The sequence below is a fragment of the Pseudorhodobacter wandonensis genome, from assembly GCF_001202035.1.
Classification (GTDB): domain Bacteria; phylum Pseudomonadota; class Alphaproteobacteria; order Rhodobacterales; family Rhodobacteraceae; genus Pseudorhodobacter; species Pseudorhodobacter wandonensis.
On sequence record NZ_LGHT01000031.1, the window covers coordinates 166,085 to 188,561 of the forward strand.

The following is a 22,477-nucleotide window of genomic DNA, read 5'->3' on the forward strand; positions in this document are numbered from 1 at the left end:
CCAATACTATGTAACCGGTTTGGTCTTAGCTTTCATAATCAATGACATGCCGAAGCTGCTTTTCGTACTCCAGCGCCTTGCCAGTGCCAAGGGCCACGCAGTTCAAAGATTCGTTAGCAACCGAGATCGACAAGCCGGTCTGCTCGCGCAGCGCCAGATCCAGATCGCCCAGCAACGCGCCGCCACCTGTCAGCATCACGCCGCGGTCAACAATATCTGCGGCCAGATCGGGCGGGGTCGCCTCAAGCGCTTGCATCACCGCGTCACAGATTTGCTGCACCGGTTCGGCCAAGGCCTCGGCCACTTGGGCTTGGTTAATCTCGGTTTCCTTCGGCACGCCGTTCAACAGGTCGCGCCCGCGAATGGTCATCGAGCTGCCGCGCCCATCGTCGGGCATCCGCGCCGTGCCGATGCTGGTCTTGATCCGCTCGGCCGTAGATTCGCCGATCAACAAGTTCTGATGGCGGCGCAAATAGCTGACAATCGCCTCATCCATCCGGTCACCACCCACCCGAACCGAGCGCGCGTAAACAATATCACCCAGCGACAAAACGGCCACTTCGGTCGTACCACCGCCGATATCAACCACCATGTTGCCGGTGGGGTCGGTGATCGGCATCCCTGCACCAATCGCCGCCGCAATCGGCTCGGCAATCAGACCCGCGCGGCGTGCACCAGCCGAAAGAACCGACTGCCGGATCGCCCGCTTTTCCACCGGCGTCGCGCCATGCGGCACACAGACGATAATCTTGGGTTTGCTGAATGTGGTCCGCTTATGCACTTTGCGGATGAAATGCTTGATCATTTCTTCTGCGGTGTCGAAATCGGCGATCACCCCGTCACGCATCGGGCGAATAGCCTCAATGCTGCCCGGTGTCCGCCCCAGCATCAGCTTGGCATCCTCACCCACGGCCAGAACCTGCTTTTTGCCGTCCTTGACGTGATAGGCCACCACCGAAGGTTCGTTCAGCACAATACCTTTGCCGCGCACATAGATAAGCGTGTTCGCCGTGCCAAGGTCAATCGCCATGTCTGACGAAAACAGACCCGAAAAAAACCACATGCTCAAGCAATCCTTTTAGTAAACCGAAAAACCCCGCGACTCAGACGGCTGAGGCAGGCGTCTTCTTATAGGGAGCCAACATAACAAGGGAAAGAGCCATGCCAACCGCTATGGGCGTCTTCCCGCCGCTTGGCCAAAGCAAGCACGACCCCGCGCAAACCCACATAGTTGCAATACTGCAAATATACCGCTTCAAAACGCACAATGGCGGCGCAATATACGCCGCCATTGTTTGATTTCTGCAATTCCAACAAAACACAAAAAAGTGTGTTTACGATTGGTCGCGATAGCTGATTCCCTTGGTATCATAGCCCATTTCGGCCTTTTCGCGCCGCACGATCAGGCGGTTCAGCGCGTTCACATAGGCCCGCACCGATGCCACAATCGTATCTGTATCGGCCGATTGACCCGTAGAAATGTTGCCATCCTCTTCCAAACGCACCGAAACGGTCGCCTGCGCATCCGTGCCTTCGGTCACCGCCTGCACCTGATACAGCTGCAAACGCGCCTTATGCGGGTACAGCATTTTCACCGCGTTAAAGGCCGCATCCACTGGCCCGTCACCCGTGGCATCAATCGAATGGTCCACGCCTTCGATCGACAGCGTCAGCTCGGCCTCTTGCGGGCCATCGGTGCCGCAGACCACGCGCAGGCGTTTTACTTGCAACGTGTCATGCGCCGCAGCCGTCGCACTATCATGGATCAACGCGATCAGATCGTCGTCAAACACTTCTTTCTTGCGGTCGGCCAGCGCCTTGAACCGCACAAAGGCATCGTTCAACTGGTTGTCGGCCATGTCATAGCCCAGATCTTTCAGCTTGGCCCGCAGCGCAGCCCGCCCCGAATGCTTGCCCAAAGGCAAAGACGTGCCCGACAGGCCCACATCTTCGGGGCGCATCACCTCAAAGGTCTCGCGGTTTTTCAGCATGCCGTCCTGATGAATACCGCTTTCATGCGCAAAGGCGTTCTTGCCAACAATCGCCTTGTTGAACTGCACGGCAAAGCCCGAAACCGTGGCCACGCGGCGGCTGATCGCCATGATTTTCGTGGTGTCCACGCCGGTGCGGTAGGGCATGATGTCATTGCGCACTTTCAGCGCCATCACCACCTCTTCCAGCGCCGTGTTGCCCGCGCGTTCGCCCAAGCCGTTGATCGTGCACTCAATCTGCCGCGCGCCAGCCTCAACTGCGGCCAGCGAGTTGGCGGTCGCCATGCCCAGATCGTTGTGGCAATGCGTGGCGAAAATGATGTTATCCGCCCCCGGCACACGCTCCAGCAACATGCGGATCAGATCGGCACTTTCGCGCGGCGCGGTATAGCCCACCGTGTCGGGGATGTTGATCGTGGTCGCCCCGGCCTTGATCGCAATTTCAACCGTGCGGCACAGGTAATCATGCTCGGTCCGCGTTGCATCCATTGGCGACCACTGCACATTGTCGCACAGGTTGCGCGCATGGGTCACGGTTTCATGGATACGCTCGGCCATCTGGTCCATGGTCAGGTTCGGAATGGCGCGGTGCAGCGGCGAGGTGCCGATAAACGTATGAATACGCGGGCGTTTTGCGTGTTTCACGGCTTCCCAGCAGCGGTCAATATCTTTGAAATTCGCCCGCGCCAAACCGCAAATCTGTGCCGATTTCGCCTGCCGTGCAATTTCGGACACCGCCGCAAAATCGCCCTCGGACGCAATCGGAAACCCTGCCTCGATAATATCCACGCCCATTTCGTCCAGACTGGCCGCAATCTCCAGCTTTTCGTCATGGGTCATTGTCGCACCCGGGCTTTGCTCGCCATCGCGCAGCGTGGTGTCAAAAATCAGAACACGGGGTTGCGTGCTTTTGTCAGTCATTTGAAAATCTCTCTGAAAGTTCCGTTAGCCTTTGCGTTCCGGGCGCTTGTCACCTCTGAGCGGTCGCACCCGAAGGCACGCTCAACGGAGGCTAAGAAGGAGAAGCGCACAGGAAAGAGGGGCGCAAGGCGCCTTGTGGGTCGTGGATATGATCGTTTCCTGTACCATGGGGGCGACTATACCCAAGCTTTTGCGAATGAAAACCCTAAAATGCGGGTGCCTGCGCGTTTTCACCTGCGCTTTGGTCTGGTCACCGCCGCGCATCGCCCTAGGTCGCAGTTTGGCAAAGGGAGGGGATTATGGCAAAAGCATTGGTTGTCGGCGCATCAGGCGGCATTGGCGCGGCATTGGTTGGCGCGCTTTCCGCCGAGGGGCATCAGGTCACGCCTTTGTCACGCAGCACGGATGGCCTGGACATCACAGATGAGGCCAGCGTTGCCGCGTGCATGGCGCGTCTGCAAGGCCCGTTTGATACGGTGTTCATCGCCACGGGCGCTTTGGAAATCGGTCCGCATTCGCCTGAAAAATCCTTGCGGGCAGTTACCGCCGCCGGTTTGCTTGCGCAGTTTCAAACCAACGCAATAGGGCCGATGCTGGTTCTGAAACACCTTATCCCGCATTTGCCACGTGACAGGCTTGTACGGGTGGGCATCTTGTCGGCGCGGGTTGGGTCAATCGGCGACAACGGTTTGGGCGGCTGGTATTCTTACCGCAGCGCCAAGGCCGCGCTGAACCAACTGGTCCACACCGCCGCGATAGAGCTGTCGCGCAGTCACAAACAGGCCGTTCTGGCCCTGCTGCATCCCGGAACCGTGGAAACCAGCTTTACAGCCAAATACGCGGGCCATCACCCGACTGTCCCACCCGAGGCGGCGGCGCAAAACCTGCTTGCCGTGCTGTCTGCCCTTGGCCCCGCACAATCGGGCGGGTTTTATGATTGGGCAGGCAAGCCCGTGCCGTGGTAAAGGTTCGGGCGCGTTTCAAAGGTTAATATCGGGTAAACCGTTTTTGTTAATACTTTTGATATCAATTGGTTATGCAATTGTCCGCGCGCGGTCACGCAGCCCTAATTCCCTGCAACCGGCGCGGTCGGCGTGGCCTCTCCCGCGCCCTCGCTTGCCTTTGCTGGGCCGGTCAAGATTCCATTGGTCCACTCACCCGCCGTTTCCTGCCCCGAGCTATATTTCAAAACCCCTTGCCCTTGCCGTTTGCCCGCCACAAAGGCCCCCTGATAGGTGTCGCCATTCGGATAGGTCGCCAGCCCGATGCCTTCAATCTGGCCAGCCTTCCAGTCGCCCTCATATTGAAAGCCGTCAGCCATCACGACCTTGCCTTTTCCGTCGCGCAGGCCTGCTTTGAAAGTGCCGGTATAAACGCTGCCATCCACATAATTCGCGACGCCTTCACCATCGCGCAGGCCGGCCTTCCAGCTGCCTTCATAACGATAGCCGTCAGGGTAGGTCATGATACCATTTCCCTGATATTGGGCGGCCACAAAGTCACCCTCATAGACCTGCCCGTTGGCATAGGTTGCGCGGCCATTTCCTTCAATCACGCCGCCCGCCCAAGCGCCGTTATAGGTAGAGCCGTCAGGGTAGGTTATCTTGCCTATCCCATCGGGTTGGTCATTTTTGAAACTGCCCGCATACACCGCCCCATCCGGATAGGTGACCGTGCCGCTGCCATCAATATGGCCGTTCACCCAGTCGCCGCTGTAAACATAGCCGTCGGGGCCATTGAAGATGCCTTTGCCATGCCGCTGGTCGTCGGCAAAGTCGCCTTCATAGCGGTCGCCATTTGCATAGATCACGCGGCCCTTTCCGACCCGCTGGCCATTCACAAAACTGCCCTCATAGACGTCGCCGTTCGATTGGGTCAGCTTGCCCGCGCCATTGATCTGCCCGTCCGCCCATTCGCCTGTATAGATCAGCCCGTCCGGCATCGTCAAAACACCCGTTCCTTGCCGCTGGCCTTGCACGAGGTCGCCGTCATAGATCGTGCCGTCCGGATAGGTCACCTTGCCACGGCCCTGCTTTTCACCCGCGACCCAATCCCCCTCATACCGGTATCCGCCCGCATCAACGAGCACACCTTTTCCGCTATGAACGGCATTGACAAAACTGCCGGTATAAACCGATCCGTCGGCATAGCGCGCGACGCCCTCGCCGGTCATGCTGCCCGCGGTCCAATCGCCCTCATAAGTGCCGCCATCGGGATAGGTGATCTTGCCTTTGCCTTCGGGCTTGCCCGCGACGAAATCGCCCTCATAGATAGACCCGTTGGGAAAATTCGCGATACCTTTACCGCGAATTTCGCCGGCAACCCAATCACCGGTATAGGAATAGCCATTCGGCAAAGTATAGGTGCCGGTGCCATCCTGGCGGCCATCCTTGAACGTGCCTTCATAAACCGAGCCATCGTCATATTGTTTGCTGATTACGCTGTCTTGCGCAAGGCTGGGGGCTGCAAGCATAGCCGCAGCGATGGCCCATCCAAAAACATTTGTGTTCATGTTGCGCTCCTTTTTTCATTTGGGGACGCCACCGACGGCCTCTTTGGGCAAAGCCTAGCCTTCTGCCCAAGCCCTGACAAGTTGCCAAACAAATGCTTTGGCGACAGATCCCCTTTCCCTCGCGCGTCAGTCTGCTAAACCGAAGCCATACAAAGGATAAGGGACCGCGCATGGCCGATACTTTCCGCCTGACTCTGGCACAGCTTAACCCGACCGTTGGCGCCATTGCCGCAAATGCCAAAGCTGCGCAGCAAGCATGGCAAGCGGGACGGGATGCAGGCGCGCAGATGGTCGCGCTGCCCGAGATGTTTATCACAGGGTACCAAATCCAAGATCTCGTGCAGCGCCCGCGGTTCATCGACGATTGCATCGCCGCGATTGAGGGGCTGGCAGTTGAATGTGCTGATGGGCCCGCACTGGGTATTGGTGGCCCGCTGTTTCAGGCGGGGCGGCTGTACAACGCCTATTTCATTCTGCAAGACGGTAGGATTTCGGCGACTGTGCTAAAGCATCACCTGCCAAATGACAGTGTTTTTGATGAAAAACGCCTGTATTCCTCGGCTGATGTGAATGGCCCATACCGTGTGGGGCCGCTGCGGATCGGCTCTCCGATATGCGAAGACAGCTGGTATGCAGACGTTGCCGAAACCCACGCGGAATCGGGGGCTGAGATTTTGCTGGTGCCAAATGGCTCGCCCTATTACCGCGATAAGCTGGCGGTGCGGCAGACTATCATGGTCGCCCGTGTGGTGGAAACCGGTCTGCCGCTGGTCTATCTGAACATGGTTGGCGGGCAGGATGATCAGGTGTTTGATGGCGCGTCTTTTGTGCTGAACCAAGGGGGCAAACTGGCTGTGCAGATGCCGGCGTTTGAAACCGCGATCACGCATGTCGATTTCGTCAAGACGTCCGATGGCTGGCGCGCCGAGCAGGGTGAGCGGGTAAAGCAACCCGACGCGTGGGAGGCAGACTATCACGCGATGGTGTTGTCTTTGCGCGATTATCTGGGGAAATCTGGTTTCAAGCGCGTGCTGCTGGGCATGTCGGGTGGGATCGATTCGGCACTTGTCGCCACAATCGCCGCTGATGCGATTGGGCCCGAAAACGTGCGCTGTGTGATGCTGCCGTCGGAGTATACGTCCGAGGATAGCCTTGAAGATGCCAAGGATTGTGCTACCCGTTTGGGCTGCACCTACGATTTCGTGCCAATCGCCGAGGGGCGGAACGCGATCACCAATACGCTTGCACCGCTGTTTGCAGGGCGTAAGGCCGATTTGACCGAGGAAAACATCCAGTCGCGTTTGCGCGGGCTGCTGCTGATGGCGATGTCGAACAAGTTTGGCGAAATGCTGTTGACCACGGGCAATAAATCCGAGGTCGCGGTTGGATATTGCACGATTTATGGCGATATGGCGGGCGGTTATAACCCGATCAAAGACCTTTATAAAACCCGCGTGTTTGAAACCTGCCGCTGGCGCAATGCCAATCACCGTGACTGGATGATGGGTGTCGCGGGCGAGGTGATCCCCCCGCGGATTATCGACAAACCGCCTTCGGCAGAGCTGCGCCCTGACCAGAAAGACGAAGACAGCCTGCCGCCGTACCCTGTATTGGATGCGATTTTAGAGGGCTTGGTCGATAATGACGTGTCGGTCAGCGATCTGGTTGCAGGCGGTTATGACCGTGACACTGTCAAAAAGGTCGAAAAGCTGGTCTATCTATCGGAATATAAACGCTTTCAGGCAGCCCCCGGTACGCGGCTGACACGTCGGGCCTTCTGGCTTGACCGGCGTTATCCGATTGTGAACCGTTGGCGGGATGAAAGCTAGGCATTAGCCGTAAATCAGCCGAAGTAGCACGGGCGCGGCCTTCGGGTGGCCAAGCGCCTTAGCACCTTGTCACGCTGCATTGGTCAAGCAGGTCGATCACATCCGAGGCGCGGCAGAGTTCGGTTGCGGGGGTCATGACTGCCGCCGACGCTGCGGCAACCCCTTGGGCCAGCGCCTCGACATCAGATTGGCCGCGTGACATGGCCAGCACAAAGCCCGCGACGAAACTGTCGCCAGCGCCGATCTTGCTCACCACCGGTACCTTGGCCGCGGTACAAAACCAGCGTTCATCCGGTGTGGCCATAACCGAGCCATCTGCCCCGCGCGCGATGATGACGCGGTTTGCAACCCCGCGCAGTGCCAGTTTTTGCGCAAAATCTGCGCTGTCCTGACGGCTGGTCAAAGCGGTTTTTGCCACGGCTTCGGCCTCTTCGCTATCCATCCTTAGCACGTCGAGCCTGGCATGGGTTGCGTTGGTGGCCGCCAGCAGCGGCCCACCGGAAGTATCAACGATCAACCGCGCCGAGTGGGGCAATGACGAGGAAAGTTTGGCGATGAAATCATCAGGAAAGCCAGGGGGTTGGCTGCCACTGTAAACAACATAGCCCCCCGCTTGCATCGCCAGGGCAATTGCCTGTTGGGCCGCGTTGACCTGTATTTGCGACCAGACCGGGCCCGGCATTACAAAGCGATATTGTGCGCCGCTGCCCTGATCGGTCACAGAAAAGCTGAGTCGGGTTTCGCCCGGAGCCGTCAGTTGGGAAAGTTGAATGCCTTGCTCGGTCAACAGGCTGGTCAGGCGCACCCCCATAACCCCGCCCAGTGCCACCAAAGCTGTGGATTGCCCGCCCATCGCGGCAATCGCGCGGCTGATATTGATCCCACCGCCACCTGGATCCAGATGGGGAGCGGCGCATCGCAGCTTAGGGCCGGCGCTTACCTGCGCAACTTCGGTGCTTAAATCAAGCGCAGGATTCAGCGTTACGGTCAGAATAAGGGGGTGGATGTCGCCCATTGGTTGGCCTTTTGTCTGCGACAGCAATAACTTAATAACATGGCAGACTAAGGGCCGCATGGCAACGACTGGTCAAGAAGAAACTCGCGTATAAAGTGCATTTGCCCCGAAGGACGACCCCGACAGAGATAGCGCCATTCCCGCACAGAGCTTTTCAGGAAATTTTCTGATGTCTTTTATGCGCTTGTGGCTATGCAGGGCGTCGGGATGGGCCTTGATGGATATAGTGCGGGCGCAGTTCGCTGCCATCAATGGCCCCCCAGGAAAACACATTCCTGCCGCCGGTTTTGGGGTGCGATATGGACAATCATAGGGCTATGTGACAGATCAGCGGAGATCAGGAGAGCAAAATTATGACCACGCGCCCCACAATTACACGTTTCGCCCCGTCGCCTACCGGATATATCCACGTGGGCAACCTTCGCACGGCTTTGATGAACTGGATGATCGCCCGCAAATCGGGTGGCACTTTTATCTTGCGCCTCGACGATACCGATCAGGAACGCTCCAAGCAGGAATATGCTGACGGGCTGATGGAAGATCTGGAGTGGCTGGGCCTGACTTGGGACCGCGTTGAAAAGCAATCCTTGCGCATCGAGCGGTACCGCGAGGCCGCCGAAGAACTGAAATCAGCGAGCAGATTCTACGAGTGTTTTGAAAGCCCGACCGATCTGGACCTGAAGCGCAAGAAACTGCTGAACATGCACAAGCCGCCGGTTTACGACCGTGCTTCGATGCATTTGTCCGAGGCCGAAAAGGACAAGCTGCGCGAAACCAACCCCGGTTACTGGCGGTTCAAGCTGGATCTGGAGCGCATTGAATGGCCGGACGGTATTTTGGGGCCGGTGTCGATTGATGCGGCAAGCGTGTCCGACCCGGTTCTTATCCGCGCGGATGGGCAGGTTTTGTACACTTTTGCCTCTTCGGTTGATGATATCGATATGGGCGTGACCTTTATTGTGCGCGGGGCCGATCACGTGACGAACACGGCGACGCAAATTCAGATTATGAAAGCGATGGGTGGCACGCCCCCCGATTTCGCGCACCATTCCTTGCTAACCGGCCCGCAGGGTGAGGCGCTTTCTAAACGTCTGGGCACGCTATCGCTGCGTGATTTGCGGGCGCAAGGGGTCGAGCCGCTGGCCTTGCTGTCATTGATGGCGCGGTTGGGTTCGTCGAAACCGGTCGAGATTGCGGGCAGCCATCAGGAATTGATGGACGGGTTTGATATCGGCAGCTTTGGCGCCGCGCCGACAAAGTTCGATAAAGAAGACCTGTTCCCGCTGACCCGTTCCTATGTTCAGGGCCTGCCTTTTGATGCGGTGGCCGAGCGGATCGCGGCACTTGGCGTGCCTGAAGGCCTGCGTGAAGGGTTCTGGCGGGTTGCCAAGGAAAATATCACGGTGCTGAACGATCTGGAGGGCTGGTGGCAGCTGTTCCGTGATGGGGCCGAGCCGCTGATTGATGATGAAGACCGCGAATTTATCGCGCAGGCGATGGGTCTGCTGCCTGAAATGCCGTTCGGGCCCGAGACGTGGAAAGACTGGACCGCGGCGGTAAAAGAGGCGACGGGCCGCAAAGGCAAAGGCTTGTTCATGCCGCTTCGCAAGGCTTTGACAGGCCAGGCCCATGGCCCGGAAATGGCCGATGTGATGCCTTTGCTGCAGGTTATCCGCGCGAAGGGATAAGACAAGCGCGCGCGGTTTTGGCCAGATGACCGCGCGCGGACGTTCTTTTAAGTGACTGACATATAATATAAATCCTATTTTCGTTTACCAGATGTTAACGTTTGTACGCAGACAAACTGTGCAGGGGGCGGGTGGGATTGGTTCGCTGAAAGCTATCTTACGTTTGCCGCTTGCTGGCCATTGAACAAGCTGTGGTTTTGGAGGCGCTGTGCGTGTGCCGCGAACGGCAGGTTAGAGTTTATTCTGTTGGATAATTCTGCCCCGCGAAAATTGCCTCGAAAACTTGGAGCGCTGTCCTCATCAAAGGCCCCTTCGTAACCGCTGTTTGCAAGAGTCCGTCTTTGAAGGAAGTTATGCTGCCAATCTGGCCCGTTTGCCGGAAGTGTTGAGTTTGTTCACAGAATAGGCTTGGTGCGACCAGTGCGATGGCACGCACAGACGCCCGCTTTGGGGATTGCCTGAGGGCCGCCACATTGGCATACTTTGCGCATGACAACATCTCTTTTCGATTTGAGTGTGCCGACGTACTTGCAAACGGTGCGTGCAATCGGGCTGTGCCTCGATAAGGCAGTCGTGCATTGCTCTGAGGTCGGAATTGATCCGGATGACTTGGTGGAAGCACGTCTGGTGTCGGATATGGCGCCGTTCTGGTTTCAGATCGAATGCGTGGATAACTATTCTGTCTGGGGGCTGGACGCCATCAGGCAGGGAGCCTTCAACCCACCTGAGCTTGTTGGAGCGATCCCTTTCAGCGGTCTGCGGAGCAGGATCGCAAAGACGGAGGCCGCGTTGGCGGAGTTCGTGCCGGCCGAGGTTAATGCATGGTCAGGAAAGAAACTTGACATGCAAATACACACAAATCCCCAGAGGTCTGCATTTAGATCTGAAACCTACCTTCTGTCATTTTTGCTGCCGAACTTTTACTTCCATGCGGTCACGGCCTACGACATATTGCGCACGCGCGGCGTGCCGATCGGGAAGGTCGATTTCTCGGGCCAACTGCGCGTAGATCTGCGGTAGTTTGAATTTTACTTATCGCATGGCCTGCACTGCGAAACGCGTAAACACAAATCGCCGCCAGTCAGATCGGTCAATGGTATGGCGCACTTCGTCCCGCCAAGCTGTCCTTGCACAATAAATCCAAGCATGGCCGCATCAGACCCAAAGCCAAGTTTGGCGTTGCAACGCAACTTTGGCTTGCCCCTGAAGGGCATGGTGGTGGTCAAATCCAGCATTTTGACTGAATGAAGGTTGGTTCTGCGGGCTTGGCGGCGCTTGGTTAGAACAGCTTGGCGGGCAAACTTCAGATATGCCTTGCGATACGCGCCAAGGCCGGAACGGGCCACGGCTTTGGGTGCCGTTCTTGGCCAATTGGGCTATAGTGCGCGGTTCGGCGTATGAAGCGTTGGGGCGGAGTATTGGTGCGTGATGGGAAATCGTCGGTTTCTCGCCCTATTACCGTCATTCTCTATCGGTAGGGAACCTGAATTCAGTTGAGTTAACGATAGGTGCCGATGTGAAAGACGTTGCAATTCTACTCTTCCATCTTTTGGCGCTTCCTGCCGAGCAGACAGTTCCGGTAACGGCGGCAGAATTGCATCAATCGCTGCGTCAAGCGAAGTTTGATTTGAGGCCAGCGGCTATCGCGCCCAGCGTCACGATGAACGACGTGAAAGAGAACTATAAGAAGCAAGACGCGGTGCTTTTTGAGAGTTGGCTTTGGAACAAAGCGGGCCGTTCAGAAATTGCGGATTATCGCGCGAATTTGCAGCGGTCATTTGAAGCCGTTGAAACGGCATACCCAAGCCTAAAAGATGTAAAGTTCTATCAGTACACCGACGAAGCGCGACAGTTGACGGTAAGCTATTTGCAACAAAAGCAAAACGTGTTGGTAGTTACGGCCCATATACCAAGTTTGGGTTTTAGAACGTCAAAAGATGGCCCGACTTTGGAGACCGTGATCCGTGGCACAGCCGAAGCTTTTGAGGAGTTGAGCCAGACGCCGTTTACCACGTCGATTGAAGACGCCATGATGTTGGTAGATCAAATGGAAAAAGATCAGGATCCGCGGCTCGGCTATCCGATCGTGCTGGGTGACGGGAATGGCAGGGTCATGCTGTCGTCGGCTTTAATATTTGGCATCAATTTTGTGTATCTTCCACGCGCGGACGTCAAAGGGTTGCCCGACATGAAGTATTGGTTTGGAGTTCATAGTGCCATGCCGTTCTAGAAACGGTTTTTCCCAAAAGATGCGCGGCCCAGAGGCTGGAGGTTGGCCGCACTGCTGACCTTGGCCAATTTAGCATGAAAAAGCCCGTTTTGGCCGCGTGATGCGGCTGATTTTGTGGGCGGGGTGGCCAAGTTGATGAGGGATCAAGTCATTAGGGTTGCGCCCAAGTTTGACAGGCCGGCATCGACCACGGCTGTTTCTGCATCGGTCAACCGCTGCGCTCTTGGGTATTGCGGCGCGTTGCGGTCGTTGATGATGGGGGCATGCCAGCCTGTGGTGGTGGCGAAAAAATCCTCGGCGCCTTTTGCCCCGAATTCGCGCAAGAAGCCTTGGACCACCACGTCGATATAGCTGAGCAAGATCGGGTGGGCGGTATTATCGGTCTGCGTTTGCGGCACGGCATAGACCTGAATCGGGTGGGGGGTGTTGCAGGACAGGCGGGCCTCGGCCAAATGGCGGTTATAGCCATGCTCGCGGGCATCCAGCGCTGCCCAATCGCCGTTGGGCACATGGGCAATCAGGCCTTGAATCGTGGTGTTGGGATCGGGTTCCACCGACAAAAAGGCGAGGGGGCGGACAGGGGTGTGGACCCATGTGCGGCGCCATCCGGCAAGGCTTGCCTGTGCGGCATTCGGGTAGGTGTGGGTGGCGCGGTTCACGAGAGAGCCGTAGCCGAAGAAGTGTTTTGGCGCAAAGACCTGTTGCTGCATGTCGGTTTCCGTATCTGTGCGGTCGGTTTGGTTTTCGGGCTTGCCACGTGGGGGGCAGGTCGGCTAGGTATTTGCCATCAGGATCGGGAGAATCCGGTCTGGGCGCAAGCCCTGTTCTGGTGCCGAAGGAGCAACCGCCCCGGTAAACTCTCAGGCAAAAGGACCGGTTCTGGTGGTGGACTCTGGAGAGTGGTGTTTTTGCGAACACCCGCCGAAGGGATAACGATCTCAGGCGCCCTTTGGTGGGCAAGGACAGAGGGGGCATTTTGCGGGTGGGATTGGCCTGTCCGCAGGGTGCCGGGGATTTCCGGCGTGGTTTTGGGGGTTGTATGACCGAACTGGCGCGGACGGGGTTGTTTGATTTACATGTGGAATTGGGTGCCAAGATGGTGCCGTTTGCGGGTTATGAGATGCCCGTGCAATACCCGATGGGGGTGTTGAAAGAGCATTTGCATTGTCGCGCGCAGGCGGGCTTGTTTGATGTGAGCCATATGGGGCAGGTGATTTTGCGCCCCAAGGCGGGCATGGACGCGCTGGTAGCCGGGCTGGAGGCGATGATGCCGGTGGCCGTTGCGGGTCTGCCCGAAGGGCGGCAGCGCTATGGGTTGTTCACCACTGACAGTGGCGGGATTATTGACGATCTGATGTTTGCCAATCGGGGCGATCATTGGTTTGTTGTGGTCAATGCGGGCTGCAAGGTGGGCGATATTGCGCATATGCGGGCCTGTTTGTCAGATGTGGCCGAGGTGGAAGAGCAGACAGACCGTGCGCTGATCGCGCTGCAGGGGCCTGCCGCCGAGACTGCGATTTCGGGGATGATCCCTGCCGTGATGGCCATGCGGTTCATGGATGTGATCACCGCGCATTCGGTCTTTGGCGAGCTGTGGATTTCGCGCTCGGGCTATACCGGCGAGGACGGGTTCGAGATTTCGGTGCCGAACGCGGGTGCCGTCGGGTTGGTCAAGGCGCTGTTGGCGCATCCGGCTGTGGCGCCGATTGGTCTGGGCGCGCGCGACAGTTTGCGGCTGGAGGCGGGGCTGTGCCTTTACGGCCATGACATGGACACCACTGTGACACCGGTTGAGGCGGGGCTGACCTGGGCCATTCAGAAGGCGCGGCGCGAAGGCGCGCGCGCGGGCGGTTTTCCCGGCGCCGAGGTGATTTTGCCGCAACTGGCCGACGGGCCTGCGCGGCTGCGTGTGGGGTTGCGGCCTGACGGGCGGGCCCCGATGCGCGAGGGCGTTGAGCTGTTTGCTGCTGCCGAGGGCGGCACGGCTGTCGGGCGTGTAACCTCGGGCGGGTTCGGGCCATCGGTCGAGGCGCCGATTGCGATGGGTTATGTGCCAAGCGCGCTGTCGGCCGCAGGTACGCAGCTTTGGGGAGAGGTGCGGGGCAAGCGGTTGCCAGTTACGGTTGCGACCCTGCCATTCCGTGTATCTACCTACAAACGTTGATTATTTTTCACCAGGGAACGAAGCGATGATGAAATATACTGAAGATCACGAGTGGCTGCGCGTTGAGGGCGACCTTGTTGTCGTTGGCATTACCGAGCATGCGGCGACGCAATTGGGCGATGTTGTCTTTGTCGAATTGCCCGAGATCGAGACCATGGTTGCCACGGGTGACGAAGTTGTGGTGATCGAATCTGTCAAGGCGGCCTCGGATATTCTGGCACCTATCGATGGCGAGATTGTCGCGGTGAATGACGCGCTGTCGGACAAGCCGGGTATGGTGAATGACGACCCGACGGGTGAGGCGTGGTTTTTCAAGCTGAAGGTTGATGACCTTTCTGTGCTTGATGATTTCATGACCGAAGATGAATACAACGATTTGATCGGATGACCGTTTTACGCATTGTTGCCAATCTTGCGGTGTACAAGCCGCAGGAGGTGGCCGCGTTCTATACGCAGCTATTGGGGCTGGAGGTGGCGATGGACCTTGGGTTTATCACCACCCTGACCGGAACCGGGCGGCAAACAGTGCAGGTGAGTTTCGCCTCGGAAGGCGGATCGGGAACCGAGGTTCCCACGTTTTCCATTGAGGTTGATGATTTGGACGCGGTCTTGGCAAAGGCCGAGGCCCTTGGTGCCACCCCGATTTACGGCCCTGTGACCGAGCCGTGGGGTGTGCGCCGTTTCTATTTGCGTGACCCTGTGGGGACCGTGATCAACATCTTGTGCCATGAGTGATCGGAGCGATCAAAATGACCTATACGCCTGTTGCCTATAACACCTATGATTTTGCCAATCGCCGCCATATCGGCCCATCACCCGAAGAGATGGACGAGATGCTGCGGGTTGTCGGTGCCGCAAGTTTGGATGCGTTGATGGATGAAACCATCCCCGCCTCGATCCAGCAAAAAACCCCTTTGGGTTGGGCGCCACTGGCCGAACATGAACTGCTTGCCAAAATGCGCGGCGTGGCGGCCAAGAACAAGGTGATGACCAGCCTGATCGGGCAGGGTTATTACGGTACAGTCACGCCGCCTGCCATTCAGCGCAATATCTTGGAGAATCCGGCGTGGTACACGGCCTATACGCCCTATCAGCCCGAAATCGCGCAGGGCCGGCTAGAGGCTTTGTTGAACTATCAAACCATGGTTGCCGATTTGACCGGCCTGCCCGTAGCCAATGCCAGCTTGTTGGATGAGGCGACGGCGGCGGCCGAGGCGATGACCATGGCCGAGCGCTCTGCCAAATCCAAGGCACGCGGCTTTTTCGTGGATCGCAACTGCCATCCGCAAACCATTGAGGTGATTAAAACCCGTGCCGCACCTTTGGGCATCAAGGTGATCGTCGGCGACCCGATGGCGATTGACGCAGGCGCGGTGTTTGGCGGGATTTTCCAATATCCCGGCACTTTCGGCCATGTGACGGATTATACCGACCAGATTGCGGCGCTGCACGCAGCCAAGGCGATTGCTGTTGTGGCGACCGATTTGCTGGCGCTGACGATGCTAAAGGAACCCGGAGCGATGGGGGCCGATATTGCCATCGGGTCCAGCCAGCGCTTTGGCGTGCCGATGGGGTATGGCGGGCCGCATGCGGCGTTTATGGCCTGTCAGGACGGGCTGAAGCGTTCGATGCCGGGGCGGATTGTTGGCGTATCTATCGATAGCCGCGGCAACACCGCCTATCGTTTGTCGCTGCAAACCCGCGAGCAGCATATTCGCCGTGAAAAGGCCACGTCCAACGTTTGCACAGCGCAGGCTTTGCTGGCTGTTATGGCGTCATTCTATGCAGTGTTTCATGGGCCAAAGGGCCTGCGTGCGATTGCCGAGCGTGTGCATTTTTCGGCTGTACGTCTGGGGCGCGCACTAAAGGCCGCGGGGGCCAAAGTGTCGCCCGATGCGTTTTTTGATACGATCACCGTCGAGGTGGGCGTGGGCCAAGCGGGTATTCTGGCCGCAGCCCGCCAAGAGGGCCTGAATTTCCGTAAAATCGGCACTGATCGCGTAGGGATTTCACTGGATGAAACCACGGATGAAAAGGTTTTGATTGCGGTTCTGCGGGCCTTTGGCATCGAAGGCGTGCCGCCCCATCGGGCCGAGCTGGGCTTTCCCGATGCGATGGTGCGCGAAAGCGCCTATCTGACCCATCCGGTGTTTCATATGAACCGCGCGGAATCGGAAATGATGCGCTATATGCGCAGGCTTTCCGACCGTGACTTGGCGCTGGACCGCGCAATGATTCCGCTGGGCTCTTGCACGATGAAGCTGAACGCGGCGGCGGAAATGATGCCGATCACTTGGCCCGAATTTGGCAGCTTGCACCCGTTTGTGCCGGCCGATCAGGCGCTGGGCTATAAAGAGGCGATTGACGATCTGTCGGCCAAGCTGTGCGAGATTACCGGCTATGACGCGATGAGCATGCAGCCCAATTCGGGTGCGCAGGGCGAATATGCGGGGCTGTTGACCATTCAGGCCTATCACCGTGCGAATGGCGGGGCAGACCGCGATATTTGCCTGATCCCGACATCGGCGCACGGCACCAATCCGGCATCGGCGCAGATGGCGGGGATGAAGGTTGTGGTGGTGAAATCGGCACCGAATGGGGATGTTGATCTGGATGATTTCCGCGATAAGGCGGCGGCGGCGGGTGACAAACTGGCGGCCTGCATGATTACCTATCCTTCCACGCATGGGGTGTTTGAGGAAACCGTGCGCGAGGTGTGCAAGATTACGCATGACCACGGTGGGCAGGTTTACATCGACGGCGCGAATATGAACGCGCTGGTGGGGTTGGTGAAACCGGGGCGGATTGGCGGCGATGTAAGCCATTTGAACCTGCACAAAACCTTTGCCATTCCGCATGGCGGCGGTGGGCCGGGCATGGGGCCGATCGGGGTTGGTGCGCATTTGGCGCCATACTTGCCGGGGCATACAGAGGTTGCGGGGCTGGAAGAGGGTGCAGTTTCGGCGGCGCCATACGGGTCGGCGTCTATCTTGCTGATTTCATGGGCCTATTGCCTGATGATGGGCGGCGAGGGGCTGACGCAGGCGACGAAGGTGGCGATTTTGAATGCCAACTATATTGCGGCACGGCTGAACGGCGCTTATCCGATCTTGTTTATGGGTAACAAGGGGCGGGTGGCGCATGAGTGTATTCTGGATACACGTCCCTTTGGCGATTGCGGTGTGACGGTGGATGATATTGCCAAGCGTCTGATTGATAACGGCTTTCACGCGCCAACGATGTCTTGGCCCGTGGCGGGCACGCTGATGGTTGAACCTACCGAGAGCGAGACAAAGGCCGAGATTGACCGCTTTATCACCGCGCTTTTGGCTATTCGGGCCGAGATCCAGTCAGTGCAAGACGGTGATATTTCGGCCGAAGATAGCCCGCTGCGCCATGCGCCGCATACGGTGAACGATTTGGTTGCCGAATGGGACCGCAAGTATAGCCGCGAGGCTGCGTGCTTTCCGCCCGGTGCATTCCGCGTTGATAAATACTGGCCACCCGTGGGCCGTGTTGACAACGTGCATGGCGACCGCAATCTGATTTGCACCTGCCCGCCGCTTTCTGCCTATGAGGATGCTGCCGAGTAAATAGGGGCCGGGGTTCGCCCCGGCTTGCCTGCCGTGCGGGCTTGAAAACCGGTTTGGGCGGGCTCATATATTCTGCAACTGGAATGTTTGGGGGTTGCTATGGCGGATGCTGTAAAACTGTGTTGCACCACTTGTGGGCAGATGAACCGTGTGCCGGTGGCCAAGCTGGCGGATGGGGCGAAATGCGGGTCTTGTGGTGATCCTTTGGTCACGGGCAAAGTGGCCGAGCTGGACGTGGCGGCGCATGACAAGGCCACGCGCGGCGATGAGCTGCCGCTGATCGTCGATTACTGGGCGCCGTGGTGTGGCCCGTGCCGGATGATGGCGCCAGAATTTGCCAAGGCGGCCAAAGCCTTGGAAGGGCGCGCGCGCTTTGCCAAGATCAACACACAAGATCACCCGAAAGTGTCGGAAAAGCTGCGGATTCAAGGGATTCCGTTGTTGATCCTGTACCATAAGGGGCGCGAGGTGGCGCGGTTGCCGGGCGCGCGGCCTGCGGCGGATATTGTAGCCTTTGTGGAAAGCAAGGTGCCTGCGCGGGCGGGTTAGGGCTGGCGCAAGGTTTGATTGCGGTTAGTATCGGGGCGAGTTCCGGAAAGGATTGCCCCGAATGCTGTTTGAGTTTGATAAAATCACGCCCGAGATTGGCTATAAGCTGCTGACCTCGACCATCACACCGCGACCGATTGCGTGGATTTCGACGCTGGGTTTGAATGGTGTGGTCAATGCGGCCCCGTTCAGCTTTTTCAATGCGATGGGGCATACACCGCCGACGGTGGCTGTCGGGTTGGTTAAGGATGGTGTGCGGGGGTGGAAAGATTCTGCGCGCAATATTCTGGATACGGGCGAGTTTGTCGTGAACCTTGTGCCCGAAGCGCTGGCCGAGGCGATGAATGCGACCAGTGCAGCCGTCGGGCCTGAAGTCAGCGAATTGGGGCTGGCGGGGTTGGAGGCGGCGGCGTCGCTGCATGTAAAGCCGCCCCGGATCGCGGCGGCCCCTGTGGCCTTTGAATGCGAGATGCTGTCATCGGTTGTGACAGGGCCAATGCAGACGGTTGTGATTGGCCGTGTGGTGGCCGCGCATATCGCCGATGCAGTGGTTCTGGACGCTGAGCGCGGGTATATCGATACGCCGGCGCTGGGGCTGATCGGGCGGATGCATGGCGCGGGATGGTATGCGCGCAGCACCGACCTGTTTCAGCTGGAGCGGCCCAAGGCCGGGTCTGGGGGGTAAGGGGGCAGGGGGCGTTGCCCCCTGTTTGCCTGTAGGCCCATTCGCCAAAGGCGATTTTTTTTTGAAAAAAATGCGCCGGTTAGGATATTTTCGCCGAACAGAAAGCGTGGACTAGATTGCAAGCTCGGCCAGTAGGGTTGACCATTGTGCGCCGTGCATGTCGCGGTCGGTGCGGTGGCCCTGGGTAACGGGGCGTGGGAACGAGAATTTGATCACGTTCAGGTCGGGGATGTCGAAACGCTTTAGCAGTTGCGTGGGCTGGTGATAGAGGGCAGCGATTGCGTCTGTTTTCAAGGCATTGCGCAGCTGGTCATAGGCCTGCGTGCTGCCACAGAACACATCGATGGTGACCCAGAACGGGCCAGCGTTCTTGGATCGGACTTTCAGGGCGATGTCGGCGACTTTGGTCATGGGTTTACCTCGGAGACCAATAGGCGGAAGGCGGACATCGGGTCGTCCAGTTCCAGCACATGGTTTAGGGCGAATTCATAGAGCGCGCCGCGGTCGGATTGGGCGGGCGAATAGGGAAAGGCGAAGGTCGGGAGTTCTTCGTTTTCCGTGAGCGGGTAATGCAGCATATGCGGGTTGGCGAGTTTGCCAATTTCAGACGCAAGCGCCTGGGTCTCGGCGGTGATGATCAGCAGCACGCCAACCTCAACCGGATCACCGCTGCGGTTTTCCATTGCGCCGAGGGCTGCGTTGACGCCGATCAGGCGAAAATCAAGCGCGTAGCTGGCCGCATCAAGCCCCATGCGCTTGGCGATGAGGGCGGTCAGGAAACCGTGCAGTTTATCGGCCCAAGCCTGTGCGTTGGCGACGTAATGGGCGTCGCGCAGCACGGCGATGAGAGTTGTTTGAAAGCCTGCGGCGCGGGCGCCTTCGAGTTTGACTGTGTATTGACCCGGCACCCATTTTGAGCCTGTCGCGCGGGTGCGTGTGGCATCAAGTGCGGTGTATTTGGTTTGCGTCACGTCCAGATGGCCGCCCGGCTCATACAGGATAAACGGGTCAGAGTTTTCATAAAGCATATGGGCGGAAACGGAGTGCGGCGTGCAGGTGGCACCCGTGGCAAGGGGTTCGACGGTGAAGCCTTCGCTATCGAAATCGACGAGGATGACGCCCGAGGTCGGGTTGGTGGAACACAGCGCCCCGCATTCGGCCACTTTGGCACCGTGCCAAGCCGCCCCCGCATGATCGCCGCGCATCAGGGGCAAGGCTGCGATGATTGCGGTATCCGTAGTGCGGCCGGCGATGACGATGTCGGCACCGGTGTTCAGTGCGGCCTGGATTTGCTCGGCGCCGGCAAGGGCGACGATATTGGTCATTTGCGCCAAGGTTTCGGCGCTGATTTCGGGTGCGGGTGTCAGGGGCCTTATGCGGCCCGCTGCAAGGGCGTCGGTAATACGGGCGGCGGGTTGGCCCGAATAGAGGCGGGCGACGCGCAGGGATTGGCTCAGCTCGGTGGCGATTTCCTGGGTGATGTCGAACATCCAGTCGACGCAGGCATCGGCGCCGCAGGTGCCTGCTGTGCCGATGACCAGTGGTACGCCAGCCTCGGCGCGTGCCAGCATCAGTTCGCGCCATTCCGATTTGGTGACGGAACGCGCGTATTTTGATTGCCCCGCGCCGAGAGAGAAGGGCCCACTGTCAGTGGACCCCCCGTCGATTGCGATCAGGTCTGGCTTGGCAGCCACACCGCGGGCCAAGGCGGCGCGGTCAAAGCCGAGGCAGAGCACGCCGGAAGGGATGAGTACGCGCGTTGGCATTAATCTTCGTCCGTAGTTGGGAGAGGGGGCTTTTTCACGAATTGGCGCAGGAAGATCGGGGCGAGGAAGCCCAGAACCGCTGCAATCCAGAACCCGATCGCGATGGGTGACGAAAAGAGGTAGGTCCAGTCGCCATCCGACAGGATCATCGCGCGGCGCAGGTTATCCTCCATCGCGTTGCCCAAGAGGATGCCGAGGATGATTGGAACGGTTGGAATGTCGATCTTGCGGCAGACATAGCCAAGCACACCAAAGCCGACCATCAGCATCATGTCAAAGCTGGAACCGGTCAGCGAGTAGATGCCGACAAAGGCGATCATCGTGACGCCCGGCAGCAGGATGTAGGACGGCACCGAGAGGATTTTGACGAACACCTTGACCATCGGCACGTTCATGATCAGCAACATGACGTTGGCAATCAGAAGTGCGGCGATCAGCGACCAGACCACATCAGGCCGTTCGGTAAACAGCAGCGGGCCGGGGGTGATGTTCAGCGTCAGCAGCAGTGCCAGCAGAACGGCGGTGGTGCCGGAACCGGGTACGCCAAGGGTCAGCATTGGGATCAGCGCGCCGCCGGCGGCAGCGTTATTGCCGGCCTCAGGCGCGGCGACACCGCGCGGGTTGCCTTTGCCAAAGCTTGCCTTGTCATTCGAGATCGATTTTTCGCCCATATAGGCAAGGAACGAGCCTAGGGACGCGCCCGCACCCGGCAGGATGCCTGCCAGAAACCCGATGCCAGAGCCGCGCAGCATGGCGCCTTTGGTGTCGTTCAGCATCTTCCACGGGATCAGCACTTTGCCCAGTTTCACGCCGATGGCGCTGTTTTTGCCGTGGGTTTCGATAAAGTGGAACACCTCGGATACAGCGAACAACCCGACGATGGCGACAAGGAAATCGATACCGTCAAACAGGTGCAGGTTGCCAAAGGTAAAGCGCTGCATGTTGGTGGTTTTATCCAGCCCGATCATCGCGATACCAAGGCCGATACAGGCGGCCATGGCCGATTTGGCCTGATTGTTTGACCCCACACCGCCAAGGGTGCAAAAGGCCAGCATGTAAAGCGCGAAATACTCGGCAGGGCCGAATTTGAACGCCACGCGGGCCAGCCAAGGGGCCATCAGCATCAGGCCGACCGTGGCCAGAAACGCGCCGACGAATGAGGCGACGCCAGACACAACCAGCGCATCGCCAGCCTTGCCCTGTTTGGCCATCGGGTAGCCATCAAGCGTGGTCATCATCGCCGGTTCATCGCCCGGAATGTTCAGCAGGATCGAGGAAATCCGCCCGCCATACATTGCGCCGTAGTAAACCGAGGTGAGCAGGACCAATGCGGAGATCGCATCAAATCCCATGGAAAACGAGATGGGGATAAGCAAGGCCACGCCGTTGGATGGCCCAAGCCCCGGCAAAGCGCCGATGATGGTGCCGACAAAGCAGCCGATGACGGCCAATACGAGGGTATAAGGCGACAATGCGATGGAAAACCCAAGCGCGAGATTGTTCAGCAGATCCATGAGGAAATCCTTAATGCTAG

The 22,477-nt window shown here is 58.4% G+C and carries 19 protein-coding genes and 1 riboswitch; of the genes, 11 read left to right on the forward strand and 8 right to left on the reverse strand.

What is annotated here, in order from left to right; all coding sequences use genetic code 11:
- Nucleotides 1–25: 25 nt before the first annotated feature.
- Entirely contained in the window at nucleotides 26–1,063 is a 1,038-nt protein-coding gene (locus AKU79_RS09405; protein WP_050523327.1) for a rod shape-determining protein, read from the reverse strand.
- 271 nt (nucleotides 1,064–1,334) lie between these two features.
- A complete protein-coding gene (locus AKU79_RS09415) occupies nucleotides 1,335–2,912 on the reverse strand; it encodes a 2-isopropylmalate synthase (protein ID WP_050523329.1) in 1,578 nt (525 codons plus the stop codon).
- Between the two features lie 299 nt (nucleotides 2,913–3,211).
- Here AKU79_RS09415 and AKU79_RS09425 point away from each other — a divergent pair, with 299 nt between their 5' ends.
- Complete coding sequence (locus AKU79_RS09425; RefSeq protein ID WP_050523331.1) at nucleotides 3,212–3,877, forward strand: SDR family NAD(P)-dependent oxidoreductase; 666 nt, start codon at nucleotides 3,212–3,214, stop codon at nucleotides 3,875–3,877.
- Nucleotides 3,878–3,978: 101 nt separating this feature from the next.
- Here AKU79_RS09425 and AKU79_RS09430 read toward each other — a convergent pair whose 3' ends face one another.
- Nucleotides 3,979–5,424 carry a 2-isopropylmalate synthase gene (locus tag AKU79_RS09430; protein ID WP_050523332.1) on the reverse strand — a complete coding sequence of 482 codons (1,446 nt, stop codon included), beginning with the start codon at nucleotides 5,422–5,424 and terminating at the stop codon, nucleotides 3,979–3,981.
- Nucleotides 5,425–5,594: 170 nt separating this feature from the next.
- Here AKU79_RS09430 and AKU79_RS09435 point away from each other — a divergent pair, with 170 nt between their 5' ends.
- On the forward strand, nucleotides 5,595–7,253 hold the full coding sequence (locus AKU79_RS09435) for an NAD+ synthase (RefSeq protein ID WP_050523333.1): 1,659 nt from the start codon (nucleotides 5,595–5,597) through the stop codon (nucleotides 7,251–7,253).
- Between the two features lie 58 nt (nucleotides 7,254–7,311).
- Here AKU79_RS09435 and AKU79_RS09440 read toward each other — a convergent pair whose 3' ends face one another.
- Nucleotides 7,312–8,268: a 1-phosphofructokinase family hexose kinase gene (locus AKU79_RS09440; protein ID WP_156209624.1), complete on the reverse strand. Its 957-nt coding sequence runs from the start codon at nucleotides 8,266–8,268 to the stop codon at nucleotides 7,312–7,314.
- A 353-nt stretch (nucleotides 8,269–8,621) separates the two neighbouring features.
- Here AKU79_RS09440 and gltX point away from each other — a divergent pair, with 353 nt between their 5' ends.
- The 3 genes from gltX (at nucleotide 8,622) to AKU79_RS09465 (ending at nucleotide 12,186) form a co-directional block, all read left to right on the forward strand.
- Nucleotides 8,622–9,956 carry a glutamate--tRNA ligase gene (gene gltX, locus AKU79_RS09445; RefSeq protein WP_050523334.1) on the forward strand — a complete coding sequence of 445 codons (1,335 nt, stop codon included), beginning with the start codon at nucleotides 8,622–8,624 and terminating at the stop codon, nucleotides 9,954–9,956.
- A gap of 489 nt (nucleotides 9,957–10,445) precedes the next feature.
- Complete coding sequence (locus AKU79_RS09455) at nucleotides 10,446–10,976, forward strand: DUF1993 domain-containing protein (RefSeq protein WP_050523336.1); 531 nt, start codon at nucleotides 10,446–10,448, stop codon at nucleotides 10,974–10,976.
- Between the two features lie 496 nt (nucleotides 10,977–11,472).
- A complete protein-coding gene (locus AKU79_RS09465) occupies nucleotides 11,473–12,186 on the forward strand; it encodes a hypothetical protein (RefSeq protein ID WP_156209626.1) in 714 nt (237 codons plus the stop codon).
- Nucleotides 12,187–12,329: 143 nt separating this feature from the next.
- On the opposite strand, the gene AKU79_RS09470 is transcribed toward AKU79_RS09465, so the two are convergent.
- Nucleotides 12,330–12,896, reverse strand: coding sequence for a gamma-glutamylcyclotransferase family protein (locus AKU79_RS09470; RefSeq protein ID WP_050523339.1), 567 nt, complete (start codon nucleotides 12,894–12,896; stop codon nucleotides 12,330–12,332).
- 74 nt (nucleotides 12,897–12,970) lie between these two features.
- A riboswitch (glycine riboswitch) is annotated at nucleotides 12,971–13,072 on the forward strand.
- A gap of 153 nt (nucleotides 13,073–13,225) precedes the next feature.
- Between AKU79_RS09470 and gcvT the strand changes: the two genes are divergently transcribed.
- The 6 genes from gcvT (at nucleotide 13,226) to AKU79_RS09500 (ending at nucleotide 19,177) form a co-directional block, all read left to right on the forward strand.
- Complete coding sequence (gene gcvT / locus AKU79_RS09475) at nucleotides 13,226–14,350, forward strand: glycine cleavage system aminomethyltransferase GcvT (protein ID WP_050523504.1); 1,125 nt, start codon at nucleotides 13,226–13,228, stop codon at nucleotides 14,348–14,350.
- Between the two features lie 28 nt (nucleotides 14,351–14,378).
- A complete protein-coding gene (gcvH, locus tag AKU79_RS09480; protein WP_050523505.1) occupies nucleotides 14,379–14,738 on the forward strand; it encodes a glycine cleavage system protein GcvH in 360 nt (119 codons plus the stop codon).
- The gene (locus AKU79_RS09485) at nucleotides 14,735–15,085 is read left to right on the forward strand and encodes a VOC family protein (protein ID WP_050523340.1); all 351 of its coding nucleotides are present in this window, start codon (nucleotides 14,735–14,737) and stop codon (nucleotides 15,083–15,085) included. The genes gcvH and AKU79_RS09485 overlap by 4 nt, the downstream gene beginning before the upstream one ends.
- Nucleotides 15,086–15,099: 14 nt before the next feature.
- On the forward strand, nucleotides 15,100–17,943 hold the full coding sequence (gene gcvP, locus AKU79_RS09490) for an aminomethyl-transferring glycine dehydrogenase (RefSeq protein WP_050523506.1): 2,844 nt from the start codon (nucleotides 15,100–15,102) through the stop codon (nucleotides 17,941–17,943).
- Nucleotides 17,944–18,042: 99 nt separating this feature from the next.
- On the forward strand, nucleotides 18,043–18,492 hold the full coding sequence (trxC, locus tag AKU79_RS09495) for a thioredoxin TrxC (RefSeq protein WP_050523341.1): 450 nt from the start codon (nucleotides 18,043–18,045) through the stop codon (nucleotides 18,490–18,492).
- 61 nt (nucleotides 18,493–18,553) lie between these two features.
- Nucleotides 18,554–19,177 (forward strand): flavin reductase family protein, encoded by a 624-nt coding sequence (locus tag AKU79_RS09500; protein ID WP_050523342.1) that lies wholly within the window; start codon nucleotides 18,554–18,556, stop codon nucleotides 19,175–19,177.
- A gap of 111 nt (nucleotides 19,178–19,288) precedes the next feature.
- On the opposite strand, the gene AKU79_RS09505 is transcribed toward AKU79_RS09500, so the two are convergent.
- Genes AKU79_RS09505 through AKU79_RS09515 form a run of 3 tightly spaced genes read right to left on the reverse strand, consistent with a single transcriptional unit; the run spans nucleotide 19,289 to nucleotide 22,457 of the window.
- Nucleotides 19,289–19,588: a DUF4387 family protein gene (locus tag AKU79_RS09505; protein ID WP_050523343.1), complete on the reverse strand. Its 300-nt coding sequence runs from the start codon at nucleotides 19,586–19,588 to the stop codon at nucleotides 19,289–19,291.
- Nucleotides 19,585–20,943, reverse strand: a complete 1,359-nt coding sequence (locus AKU79_RS09510; protein WP_050523344.1) for an acyclic terpene utilization AtuA family protein — start codon at nucleotides 20,941–20,943, stop codon at nucleotides 19,585–19,587. The genes AKU79_RS09505 and AKU79_RS09510 overlap by 4 nt, the downstream gene beginning before the upstream one ends.
- Nucleotides 20,943–22,457, reverse strand: coding sequence for a tripartite tricarboxylate transporter permease (locus AKU79_RS09515; protein WP_050523345.1), 1,515 nt, complete (start codon nucleotides 22,455–22,457; stop codon nucleotides 20,943–20,945). Before AKU79_RS09515 ends, AKU79_RS09510 begins: the two co-directional genes overlap by 1 nt.
- Nucleotides 22,458–22,477: the final 20 nt, after the last annotated feature.

What these genes read in the sequence shown, in the direction of transcription:
- AKU79_RS09505 (WP_050523343.1), bottom strand. Translation starts at nt 19,588, where the DNA reads ATGACCAAAGTCGCCGACATCGCCCTGAAAGTCCGATCCAAGAACGCT.
- AKU79_RS09485 (WP_050523340.1), top strand. Translation starts at nt 14,735, where the DNA reads ATGACCGTTTTACGCATTGTTGCCAATCTTGCGGTGTACAAGCCGCAG.
- AKU79_RS09510 (WP_050523344.1), bottom strand. Translation starts at nt 20,943, where the DNA reads ATGCCAACGCGCGTACTCATCCCTTCCGGCGTGCTCTGCCTCGGCTTT.
- AKU79_RS09435 (WP_050523333.1), top strand. Translation starts at nt 5,595, where the DNA reads ATGGCCGATACTTTCCGCCTGACTCTGGCACAGCTTAACCCGACCGTT.
- AKU79_RS09440 (WP_156209624.1), bottom strand. Translation starts at nt 8,268, where the DNA reads ATGGGCGACATCCACCCCCTTATTCTGACCGTAACGCTGAATCCTGCG.
- AKU79_RS09425 (WP_050523331.1), top strand. Translation starts at nt 3,212, where the DNA reads ATGGCAAAAGCATTGGTTGTCGGCGCATCAGGCGGCATTGGCGCGGCA.
- AKU79_RS09430 (WP_050523332.1), bottom strand. Translation starts at nt 5,424, where the DNA reads ATGAACACAAATGTTTTTGGATGGGCCATCGCTGCGGCTATGCTTGCA.
- gcvH (WP_050523505.1), top strand. Translation starts at nt 14,379, where the DNA reads ATGAAATATACTGAAGATCACGAGTGGCTGCGCGTTGAGGGCGACCTT.
- AKU79_RS09405 (WP_050523327.1), bottom strand. Translation starts at nt 1,063, where the DNA reads ATGTGGTTTTTTTCGGGTCTGTTTTCGTCAGACATGGCGATTGACCTT.
- gltX (WP_050523334.1), top strand. Translation starts at nt 8,622, where the DNA reads ATGACCACGCGCCCCACAATTACACGTTTCGCCCCGTCGCCTACCGGA.
- AKU79_RS09500 (WP_050523342.1), top strand. Translation starts at nt 18,554, where the DNA reads ATGCTGTTTGAGTTTGATAAAATCACGCCCGAGATTGGCTATAAGCTG.
- gcvP (WP_050523506.1), top strand. Translation starts at nt 15,100, where the DNA reads ATGACCTATACGCCTGTTGCCTATAACACCTATGATTTTGCCAATCGC.
- trxC (WP_050523341.1), top strand. Translation starts at nt 18,043, where the DNA reads ATGGCGGATGCTGTAAAACTGTGTTGCACCACTTGTGGGCAGATGAAC.
- AKU79_RS09455 (WP_050523336.1), top strand. Translation starts at nt 10,446, where the DNA reads ATGACAACATCTCTTTTCGATTTGAGTGTGCCGACGTACTTGCAAACG.
- AKU79_RS09415 (WP_050523329.1), bottom strand. Translation starts at nt 2,912, where the DNA reads ATGACTGACAAAAGCACGCAACCCCGTGTTCTGATTTTTGACACCACG.
- AKU79_RS09470 (WP_050523339.1), bottom strand. Translation starts at nt 12,896, where the DNA reads ATGCAGCAACAGGTCTTTGCGCCAAAACACTTCTTCGGCTACGGCTCT.
- AKU79_RS09515 (WP_050523345.1), bottom strand. Translation starts at nt 22,457, where the DNA reads ATGGATCTGCTGAACAATCTCGCGCTTGGGTTTTCCATCGCATTGTCG.
- gcvT (WP_050523504.1), top strand. Translation starts at nt 13,226, where the DNA reads ATGACCGAACTGGCGCGGACGGGGTTGTTTGATTTACATGTGGAATTG.